The 9,253-nt window shown below is 69.7% G+C and carries 11 protein-coding genes; 9 read left to right on the forward strand and 2 right to left on the reverse strand.

The window, feature by feature from the left end:
- The first annotated feature begins 310 nt into the window (after nucleotides 1-310).
- Nucleotides 311-1,537: an FAD-dependent oxidoreductase gene (locus VGT06_07840; protein HEV8663032.1), complete on the forward strand. Its 1,227-nt coding sequence runs from the start codon at nucleotides 311-313 to the stop codon at nucleotides 1,535-1,537.
- A 38-nt stretch (nucleotides 1,538-1,575) separates the two neighbouring features.
- Here the strand turns inward: VGT06_07840 and VGT06_07845 are convergent, their stop codons facing one another.
- Nucleotides 1,576-2,391, reverse strand: coding sequence for a DUF6306 domain-containing protein (locus VGT06_07845; GenBank protein HEV8663033.1), 816 nt, complete (start codon nucleotides 2,389-2,391; stop codon nucleotides 1,576-1,578).
- 179 nt (nucleotides 2,392-2,570) lie between these two features.
- On the reverse strand, nucleotides 2,571-3,470 hold the full coding sequence (locus tag VGT06_07850; GenBank protein HEV8663034.1) for an NAD-dependent epimerase/dehydratase family protein: 900 nt from the start codon (nucleotides 3,468-3,470) through the stop codon (nucleotides 2,571-2,573).
- Between the two features lie 154 nt (nucleotides 3,471-3,624).
- On the opposite strand from VGT06_07850, the gene VGT06_07855 reads away from it, so the two are divergent.
- The 8 genes from VGT06_07855 to VGT06_07890 form a co-directional block, all read left to right on the forward strand.
- The gene (locus VGT06_07855) at nucleotides 3,625-3,948 is read left to right on the forward strand and encodes a hypothetical protein (GenBank protein HEV8663035.1); all 324 of its coding nucleotides are present in this window, start codon (nucleotides 3,625-3,627) and stop codon (nucleotides 3,946-3,948) included.
- 132 nt (nucleotides 3,949-4,080) lie between these two features.
- Nucleotides 4,081-4,425 (forward strand): cupin domain-containing protein, encoded by a 345-nt coding sequence (locus tag VGT06_07860; GenBank protein ID HEV8663036.1) that lies wholly within the window; start codon nucleotides 4,081-4,083, stop codon nucleotides 4,423-4,425.
- A gap of 26 nt (nucleotides 4,426-4,451) precedes the next feature.
- Nucleotides 4,452-4,832 carry a copper resistance CopC family protein gene (locus VGT06_07865; protein ID HEV8663037.1) on the forward strand — a complete coding sequence of 127 codons (381 nt, stop codon included), beginning with the start codon at nucleotides 4,452-4,454 and terminating at the stop codon, nucleotides 4,830-4,832.
- Entirely contained in the window at nucleotides 4,829-6,877 is a 2,049-nt protein-coding gene (gene copD, locus VGT06_07870; GenBank protein ID HEV8663038.1) for a copper homeostasis membrane protein CopD, read from the forward strand. The genes VGT06_07865 and copD overlap by 4 nt, the downstream gene beginning before the upstream one ends.
- Nucleotides 6,878-6,882: 5 nt before the next feature.
- Nucleotides 6,883-7,263 carry a copper-binding protein gene (locus VGT06_07875; GenBank protein ID HEV8663039.1) on the forward strand — a complete coding sequence of 127 codons (381 nt, stop codon included), beginning with the start codon at nucleotides 6,883-6,885 and terminating at the stop codon, nucleotides 7,261-7,263.
- Nucleotides 7,260-7,667: a rhodanese-like domain-containing protein gene (locus tag VGT06_07880; GenBank protein ID HEV8663040.1), complete on the forward strand. Its 408-nt coding sequence runs from the start codon at nucleotides 7,260-7,262 to the stop codon at nucleotides 7,665-7,667. Before VGT06_07875 ends, VGT06_07880 begins: the two co-directional genes overlap by 4 nt.
- A gap of 117 nt (nucleotides 7,668-7,784) precedes the next feature.
- Nucleotides 7,785-8,129 (forward strand): copper-binding protein, encoded by a 345-nt coding sequence (locus tag VGT06_07885; GenBank protein ID HEV8663041.1) that lies wholly within the window; start codon nucleotides 7,785-7,787, stop codon nucleotides 8,127-8,129.
- Between the two features lie 203 nt (nucleotides 8,130-8,332).
- On the forward strand, nucleotides 8,333-9,253 hold a 921-nt coding region (locus tag VGT06_07890; protein ID HEV8663042.1), incomplete at its 3' end, for a beta-propeller fold lactonase family protein.

Here is a 9,253-nt window from a genome sequence, read left to right on the forward strand (position 1 = left end):
GGGGGACGTGGTCAACCACTACAACACCTTCTTGGGCCTGGGGCTAACTGACCAAGAAAAGGGAGACCTGACCGAATACTTGAAGTCACTGTAGAACGGTGGTGAAGACCATCAACTCCACGATGGAAGAAAAATAGCGGAAGGGAGGCGGTTGCCAGGGGCCTCCGGCAGCGTGTCTCCCCGGAGGCCCCCGGTATCCTGCTCCTGTCCGCAGCATCAGGTTGTTGGGGTGCCCCCGCAGATCCGGCGTTTGGCCGTTCGTTGATCACAGTGAACGGTCACCGCTCGTGGACCTCCGCGTGGGGTGCGCATGAAATCCACCAAATACCTCCTCATCGGCGGCGGCCTGGCTTCCGGGCAGGCCGCCAAGCACCTCCGGGAGCAAGACCCCCACGGCTCCATCACGCTGGTGGGTGAGGAGCCCTACGTCCCGTACGACCGCCCGCCCCTCTCGAAGGAGTTTCTGCGCGGCGAGAAGTCCCGCGAGGCGCTCTTCTTCGACCCCGAACAGTACTTCCGCGACCGGGGCATCGATCTCATCCTGGGCGAACGGGTCCAGGGGCTAGAGCCGTCCACCAAGACCGCCCGTCTCGCGAGCGGCCAAGCCATCGCCTTCGAGAAGGCCCTTCTCGCCACCGGCGGGCGGCCCGTCCGCCTGAAGCTCCCGGGGGGCGACCTGCCGGGTGTCCACTACCTGCGGACCCTCGACGACTCCGCCGCCATCGCGGCCGAGGCGGGGCCGGGCAAGCGAGCGATCATCATCGGTGCCGGGTTCATCGGGATGGAGGTAGCCGCCTCCCTGACCCAGCTGGGCGTCCAGGTGACCGTCATCGAGGCCCAACCCCATATCTGGGCTCGGTTCGCGGACGCCACGCTGGCGGGGTTCTTCCAGGACTCCTGCGCGCAGCGGGGGGTCACCTTCCACACGAGCGACACGGTCGCGGAGATTCGCGGGCAAGGCCGGCCCTCCTCCGTCCTCACCCGATCCGGGAAGGAGCTCCCCTGCGACTTCGTCTGCATCGGCGTCGGCATCGTCCCCAACGTCGAGCTCGCCCAGCAGGCGGGTCTGAAGATGGACAACGGCATCATGGTCAACGAGTTCCTCCAATCCTCCCACCCGGACATCTACGCCGCCGGGGACGTCGCCAACTACCTCGACCCGGTGATGGGCAAGCGGCGGCGCGTGGAGCACTGGGGACACGCCGAGTACTGCGGCCAGCTCGCGGGCCAGAACATGGCCGGGGCCGGCATCCCCTATGACCTCCTCACCTACGTCTGGTCGGACATCTTCGACCTCCACCTGGAGTTTGCCGGCGACGAGAGCGAGCACGACCAGGTCCTTCTGCGCGGCCGCTTCCAGGAGAAGTCCTTCACCGTCCTCTACCTCAAGGAGCGCGTCTTGACGGCCTACTTTGCGGTCAACACCAGCTCCAAGGAGTTCCCGGTCCTCCAGCGCCTCATTCGCCTCAAGAAGAATCTCATCGGCAAAGAGGCCCAACTCCAGGACCCCACGTTTGCCATCAAGGCGCTCCTCTGAGCCATTCGAAAGGGACGGGGGACGAACGGGGCAGGAGATCAGATCACGTCCCGGAACGGCACTCCGACCACATCATAGAACGACTCGAAGTCGGCAGGGTTGTGCGGCGGCACCCGGGTCTGACTGAGCAGGCCGTTGAGTGCGCTGTGGGCGAAGGAGAGGGCATTGTCGAGGCTCCGGATCGCCTCGGATCCGTGCACCTGAGGATCGCCCTTCGCATAGGCCCTGCGCGCCTTGGTGAGAGATCGCCGGGCCTCGATGGCCCTGGAGCGTTGGACCTCTTCGGCGAGGAGACCGAGGTAGCGCCCGAGTTGGGCGTACGTCCGCTGGAGATCCCGCTCCGTCGCACCGGGCGTCCGCCACCGACCGAAGTACAACCGATCATGCGCCTCCCGGAGGCGGGCCAGGGGCAACGGATGGTACGGGGGGCCGGGGGGAGCCTCGAGCTCCTCCGCGCGCCGGTTGCACGCCTCGATGTTCTCCAGATGCTGCTCCCGCATCTCCGCGAGGAAGGCCCGGGTTTCCTGGTCCAGCGGCATCCCCAGCAGCGCATCGAGGCGCTTCACCACCCAGGCCTGGCCGCGAGCCATGAGGCTCAACCGCTCCCCCTCGCTCCGGAGCGCGGCCACGTTCCGGCCGAAGTCGCCCGTCCGATCCGACGGCACCCCCCCGTACTGCAGGATGGCTCGCGTCAGGCCGGCACACGCCCAGGCTTCATCCTCACCAAACTTCTTCACGTCGGCCCCGGTCAGGCCACCGGCGTCGCTCTTCCTCAGGGCCGCGGCGGCCTCGACCCCCGCCCGCTCCGCCTCCAGCAACTCGTTCAGGCGCCGCACGATCTCTTCGTCGGGCACCGGGGGGCGCCGGTGGCTTCGCGGCTCGGGGATGCTCGGGGCCTCGGCGGGAACCGCGGGCTTGCTCTCGACGGACCGCGTTTCCCTCCGCCTGGCCGCGCGCTTCGGCTTTCTGACCATGGAACACCCCCACTTCTCATGACGCTAGCAGACGGGAAAGGGGGGGTCAACGCGGGGAATCAGCGGAGGGGCGGCTCGGCGAACCCCTGGGCGGCGGCGTGGCGGATGCCATCGCGGTAGGTGGGGAAGGCGGGGCTCCAGGCGCACTGGGTCTTGACCTTGGCGTTCGTGCAGCGTTTGTTGCTCTCCCGCACGAGGGCTCCGCAGCCCTCTTCGGGGGGCGTGAAGGTCATCGGGGGCGGCGGGACGGCCATCGCCTCGGCCAGGGCCGTGAAGTAGGCACCGCCTGGGTGCGGCTCGTCATCCACCAGGTTATACACCTCGCCGCTGCGGCCCCGCTCCGCCGCCGCGAGCAGGCCCCCCAGGAAATCCTCGATGTAGATGTGGTTCATCCACTTGGCCGGATCGGCGCTTACTCGGTACCGCCCCTCGCGGATCTGGGCGTTGACGGGACTGGCCGGGCGGTAGATGGAGCCGGCCCGGAGGATCACCGCCGGGACACCGCGCTCCCGGTGTGCCTTCAGGATCAGGGCCTCCGCCTCGCAGCGGAGGCGCCCCATGAGGGACGTCGGCTCGCAGACCGCCGTCTCGTCCACCCACTCCCCCTCTGTCTGGCCGTAGACGGCGGTGCTGCTCACGTAGAGGTAGCGGGAGAGCCCGGCGGGCAGGGCGGCCAGGACGTGGCCCGTCCCCTCCACGTGCAGAAGGCGCAACGCCGCCTCCTCCCCCCGCATGGCGCCGAGCAGGTGGAAGACGTCCGTCGCTCCTTCCAGCGCAGGGGGGAGACTCTCGGAGCGCGTCACGTCGGCCAGGATGGGCGCGATCCCGAGCGGGACGAGGTCGCGGGCGTGCTCCGGCGACCGGGTCAGACCCCGGACCGCGTAGCCCGCCGCCAGGAGACGGACCCCGAGGCGCCGCCCCAGGTACCCGGTCCCGATCAGGGCCGCGGTCCGCTTCATTGGCGCCTCTCCTCCACCCCCACCGAGCAACCCTGCTCCTTCTGGACTCCTCAGCCCTTGTATCTCCGGACACTCTGGCAGTCAAGGCCAAGCGCAACGCAGGCCACGGAGAGGGAATTCCCTGGGACGCGGAATCGGATATAATACCGTCCCGATGAGGCACGTGCTGCGCGCAGTCCGCCACCCCCGGCGACTGACACCGGTGGGCGCCCTCGCTGCCGCGCTCTTTGTCGCCCAATTCCTCGCGCTCCCCCCGCATCTCGTCCACCACATCGCCGATGCAGACGACAGCCGCGCCACCTGCCCTCAGCTCGCCCAGAGCCAGCAGACCCCGGTGGTCCAGGTGGACCCGCCCCCGCTGGTCTCCCCGGGAGCGGTGGAGGTCCTCCCGCCGGCCCCTCCCGGGGCCCTGCCGCCTTCTTCCCTGGTCGCCCCCCACTCGCCCCGCGCCCCGCCCGGGGGCGCCGCCTCCGCCTAGGACGCTCCTCGCTCCTCCGGGTCCGAGCCGAGCTGGGGTCTGCCGCTCGGGGAACGGGCAGGCGGCCGGGGGACGGCGCGCCCCGGCACCGAAGACGACCGGATTCACACTCCAACAGGGAGGACAGGGATCGTGCGCAGGCGTGCACTGGCAGTCGTTCTCGGCCTTGGCATTCTACTCCCGGCCAGCGCGGCGCGGGCACAACCCCCGGAGGGCCACCTGGCCCTGGAAAACGACTCGGTCCGCGTGACCGTTCTCACCTTCCGCCCGGGAGCGGGAACCGGGCGCCACGTCGGCCTGGAGCCGGAGCTGGGAATCGTGTTAGAAGGCGAACTGACGCTCGAGACGCCGAGCGGCCAGCAGGTTCTCGGGGCGGGCGCCGTCTATTGGATTCCCAGTCTGACTCCCCACGACGTGCGGAACGAGGGGGACCGCCCGGGGAAACTCTGGGACGTCCTGCTCAAGCGATGCGACTGAGGGCGGCTTTCCCGGAGAGACCGGAGATGACGAGGACGCGCTTCTGGTGGATCGGCGCATGCCTTGCCGCCCTCCTGCTGCTGGGGCCGACGAGCGGTTGGCCCCATGCGTACCTGGTCAAGTCGGCGCCTGCTCGCCGGGCGGTGCTCCTGCGGGCGCCGACGCGCGTCCAGCTCTGGTTCAACGAGCGCCTGGAGCCCCGGTTCTCCCGCGTATCGGTCTGGGACAGGGAGGGGAAGCAGGTGGACTCGGGGGACGTCCAAGTCGGCCCGGACGAGCTCATCCGGCTCTCGGTCGGGGTCCCCCCGCTCGCCCCCGGGACCTATACCGTCAAGTTCCGGGTCCTCTCCGTCGACGGACATGTCGTGGAAGACCAGTTCCCGTTCACCATCCGGGAAAGCCAGTGACTGGGCTGCTGATCCTGATCCGCTTCGTCCACCTGGGGGCGTTGACCCTCCTGATCGGGACCTTCGCCTTCCTCCTCCTCGTCGGCCGCCCGGCGTTCCGCAGGGCCGGCGCGACCCGGGCGCCGGACCTCGAGCGCTTTGACCGGCTGCTGCTGGCGGTGGCGGAGTGGAGCCTCCTGACCGCCTTCGCGTCCGCCCTCGCCTGGCTGGGGCTGCAGGCAGCCATCGCCAGCGGCCGGCCGCTCGGCGAGGCCCTCACGCTCGAGACCGTCGGCACCGTCCTGACGGGGACGAACTTCGGCCGCGTCTGGGAGGTCCGGCTCGCCCTGATCGCCCTGCTGGCGTGGTTCCTGTTCTTCCGGGAACACGAGCAGGACGACCGGGACTGGACCGCCGTCCGGCTGGAAGGGGTGCTGCTCGCGGGAGGCCTCGCCGTCGCCCTGACCTGGGCCGGGCACGCCGCGGCGACGACAGGAAGGTGGCGCCTCCTCCACCAGGGGTCCGACGCCCTTCACCTGCTCGCCGTGGGGGTCTGGCTCGGGGGGCTCTGCCCCCTCGCGGTCCTCCTCCGGTGGGCCGGGCGCTCCCCGGACCCGTCCTGGACAGCCGTCGCCCGGGAGGCGACCCGCCGCTTCTCCCTGGTCGGTCTCGGCAGCGTCGCCGTCCTCGTCCTGACCGGCCTGGTGAACACCTGGACCCTGGTCGGGAGCGTCCCGCGGCTGGTCGGCACCCCCTATGGCCGCTTGCTCCTCCTCAAGCTCGCGCTCCTCCTCCCCCTCATCGGGATCGCGGCCGTCAACCTCCTGCGGCTCAAGCCCACCCTCCTCGCTCATACCCCCGAGGGGGGCGCGGGGACGAGCGCCGCGATCATGCGCCGACTCGCCCGGAACGTGATCGCCGAGGCGGGCCTGGGCGCGGCGGTGCTCCTGGTCGTCGGCGCCCTGGGGATCACGCCTCCCGCCCTGCACGCCCAGCCCACCTGGCCGTTCGCCTTCCGGCTGAGCTGGGAGGTCAACAAAGACGTCCCTGGGGTCCCGCTTGCGATCGGGGTCGGGGTCGCGGGGGCGCTGCTGGGCGCGGCGGCGCTGGGGTCCGCCGCCCTTAGCGGACGGCTCCGCCCGTGGGCCATCGGCGCCGGACTCGCCCTCTGGGCCGGCACGATCCCGGTCCCCCTCCGCTACCTCGCGGTGGACGCCTATCCGACCACCTACCTCCGGACGCCGGTCCCCTACAACGCGATCTCCATTGCGAGCGGCCAGCACCTCTACCAACAGAACTGTGCGGTATGCCACGGCGCGGGCGGCTACGGGGATGGCCCGGTCCTCCGGGGAATCGCCTCGACCCGGCCGGACCTCACCGCCCCGCACACCGCCCTGCATACGGCCGGCGACCTGTTCTGGTGGGTCACCAACGGGATCCCCGGGACGCAGATGCCCCCCTTCCAGGGCCACCTGACCGAGCAGGACCGGTGGGACCTCATCAACTTCCTCCGGGCCCTCTCCGCCGCGGAGCAGGCCCGGACGCTCACCCCCCTCGTGGAGCCGACCCCGTGGTGCGTCGCCCCGGACTTCACCTTCGGATCTGGCGTCGGGGCCGGGCAGACCCTCAAGGACTTCCGGGGCCGGGCGATCATCCACCTGGTCCTCTTCACCCTGCCGGGCTCGCTCCCGCGCCTCGAGCGACTCGACGCCGCCGCGCCGCAGATCGGCCGGTGGGGTGCCCGCACCCTGGCTGTCCCCATGCGCGACGCCCCCCGGATCTACCGGAGGCTCGGGGCCCGCGCGGCGACCCTGCCGCTCGCGGTGGAGGGGAGCGAGGAGATCGTCGAGACCTACGCCCTCTTCCGGAGGACACTGGCCGCGGAGGGCGTCCCCCCGGTCCCCTCCCACATGGAGTTCCTCGTGGACCGACAGGGCTACCTCCGGGCCCGGTGGATTCCGGGTCAGGACGGGGGCTGGGAGGACCTCTCGCGCCTCCTCCATGAGATCGGGTGGCTCGACAACGAGGCCCCGAAAGCGGCGGCCCCGGACGAGCACGTCCACTGACGCCTATGCGCCTCTACAAGGTCGTGGTGCTGGTCAACCTCGCGCTCGGCGTGGGGGTCCTGGTCGGCTACCATTGGTGGGGCCAGGAGACAGAGCGGCTGCGGCGGGAGCTGGACGTCGCCCGGCAGGCGACGCGGCCCAGTGCCGGCGGCGAGCACGCCTGGTCCATGCGAGGGATCATCCGAGCCGTCGCGCCGGAGCGGAAGTTCGTCATCATCACGCACGAGGAGATTCCCGGCCTGATGGGCGCGATGACGATGGCCTTTCCGACCACCGACGGGAAGCTCTTGCGGGGCCTCACCCCGGGGGACCGGGTCGAGTTCACTTTGAAAGCAGAGGGTGGAGAGCTCGTGCTGGTGGCGGTCCGGAAGGAAGCGAGCCCGTGAAGATCTGGTGGAAGTGGGTTGCCCTGGCGGCCCTCCCGGGGACCCTTGCTGCCCTGCCCGCGGCCGCAGGTCATGACACCGCAGCCTCCTATGTGGCCTTTCCAGCGGAACACGTGAAGCGCCTCCTGGATGCCGGGGCCCGGCTCGCCTTCATCGACCTCCGTCCTCCGGAGGAATTCAGCCGGGGGCGGCTGCCCGGTGCCCGGTCCGTTCCGCTCCGAGAGCTCCGCCGCCACTACGCCGAGGTGCCGCGCACCGGCCACGTGATCCTGTACTGCGCCTGCCCCTCCGAGGAGGTCCAGGCGGCCTACCGCTTCCTCCGGGACCAGGGCTACCGGAACCTGAGCATCCTGGAGGACGGGTTCTCCGGCTGGGTGACGCGGGGCTACCCGCTCGAGCGGTGAGGGCGGATGGGGACGTCCACGATGGAGCCTCCGCCGCGCGAGTCCGCGCAGATCCCGGCTCCCGTCCCCTCGGGCGGCAGGTCGGAGGGGTCAGCGCGCAGCCGACGGCCGCTTACGATGGCGATGCTGGCGGTCGCCGTCGCAAGCAGCCTGATCACAGGTGCCGCAGTGCTCTGGCCTCTCGTCTCCCGGGTGGCGACGGACCCGCAGCCGGACTACCGGGGGACCGGGGTGGTCGTGGAGCTCCTCCCCCCGCCTTCGCCCTTGCACTCGACGCGGCCGGTGATCATCATCCAGCACGATCCGCTCCCCGGTCTGATGGAGGAGGCGATGGCCATGCCCTTCCTCGCGGCCTCCACGCGGCTCTTCCGGGACCTGCGGCCCGGGGACCGGATCGCCTTCGGGCTCAAGGAGACCCCAGACGCACTGCTGGTCGTCTCGCTGGAGCGGCGCGACCGGTGAACGCCATGCCCGGCGGGTGGCTTGACGCCAGGCGGACGGCCATGAACGCTCACCTTGGTCGGTTTTTTGCAAGTGCCCGGTCGATGCAGGCGGCCGAGACCAGCAAACACTTGACGCCAGACTACCGGAGGAAGACAATCCGCATCCGGTGCGCGCAAGATTGGCGGCCATCGGTCCTCCCACGCAACCGAGGAGGGAACACCTTGCGTCTCCCAAGAACCCAGCTCCGGCTCCTGGTCCTGCTCTCCGTGTGGGCATTCGGCCTCCCGACCGCTCCATCGGATCGCGCGGACGCAGCGACCCTGTACGTCACCAACGGACACAGCGGGACTATCTCGGTCATCGACACCGTCTCCCGAAAGGTGGTGAAGACGATCCCCAATGTCGGGACCCGGCCGAACCGGGTGGCCTTTACACGGGATGGCGCGCGGGCCTACGTGATCGATGATGAGGAGCTGGTCCTCTTCGTGATCGACGCCACCCGCCAGGAGGTGGTCGGGAAGATCCCCGCGGGAAGGCGACCGTATAACCTCGCCTTCACCCCGGATGGGAAGTCTTGCTACATCCTCGACTGGTGGGACAGCGAAGTGCTGGTCTTTGATGCGCAGCTCCGCAAGCTCGAAACCAAAATCAAGGTCGGAACCTGGCCGGCCCATGCCATCTTCACCCGGGACGGGCGGATCGCCTACGTCTCGAATGAAACCACGGGGGACGTCTCGGTCATCGAGACGGAAACCCTCAAGGTGGTTGCGACCATCCCCTCAGCCGGGTATGCGATGGGCCTGACCCTCACGCCCGATGAGCGGTTCCTCTATGTGGGCGACGGCGAATCGCGCACCGTTTCCAAAGTCGACACGAAAACCCACCAGATCGTGGCGCGCATCGCCCTGAAGGATGACACCCACGACGTAGCCCTGACCCCGGATGGGAACCACGTGTACGTGACCCTCCGTCGGCTCAATGAGATCGCGGTGATCGCCACCGCGGAAGATCGGGTCGTGGCAAGCATCCCCCAGGGAAAGAAGCCGGACTTGATCGTGATGGATCCCGTCGCCAATGCCGCCTATGTGACCAACCGGCACAGTGCCGCGGTGTACGTGATCGACCTTCGGACCCATAGCGTG

The organism is Candidatus Methylomirabilis sp. (assembly GCA_036000645.1).
GTDB lineage: Bacteria > Methylomirabilota > Methylomirabilia > Methylomirabilales > JACPAU01 > JACPAU01.

What these genes read in the sequence shown, in the direction of transcription:
- VGT06_07840 (HEV8663032.1), top strand. Translation starts at nt 311, where the DNA reads ATGAAATCCACCAAATACCTCCTCATCGGCGGCGGCCTGGCTTCCGGG.
- VGT06_07850 (HEV8663034.1), bottom strand. Translation starts at nt 3,470, where the DNA reads ATGAAGCGGACCGCGGCCCTGATCGGGACCGGGTACCTGGGGCGGCGC.
- VGT06_07855 (HEV8663035.1), top strand. Translation starts at nt 3,625, where the DNA reads ATGAGGCACGTGCTGCGCGCAGTCCGCCACCCCCGGCGACTGACACCG.
- VGT06_07865 (HEV8663037.1), top strand. Translation starts at nt 4,452, where the DNA reads ATGACGAGGACGCGCTTCTGGTGGATCGGCGCATGCCTTGCCGCCCTC.
- VGT06_07875 (HEV8663039.1), top strand. Translation starts at nt 6,883, where the DNA reads ATGCGCCTCTACAAGGTCGTGGTGCTGGTCAACCTCGCGCTCGGCGTG.
- VGT06_07885 (HEV8663041.1), top strand. Translation starts at nt 7,785, where the DNA reads ATGGCGATGCTGGCGGTCGCCGTCGCAAGCAGCCTGATCACAGGTGCC.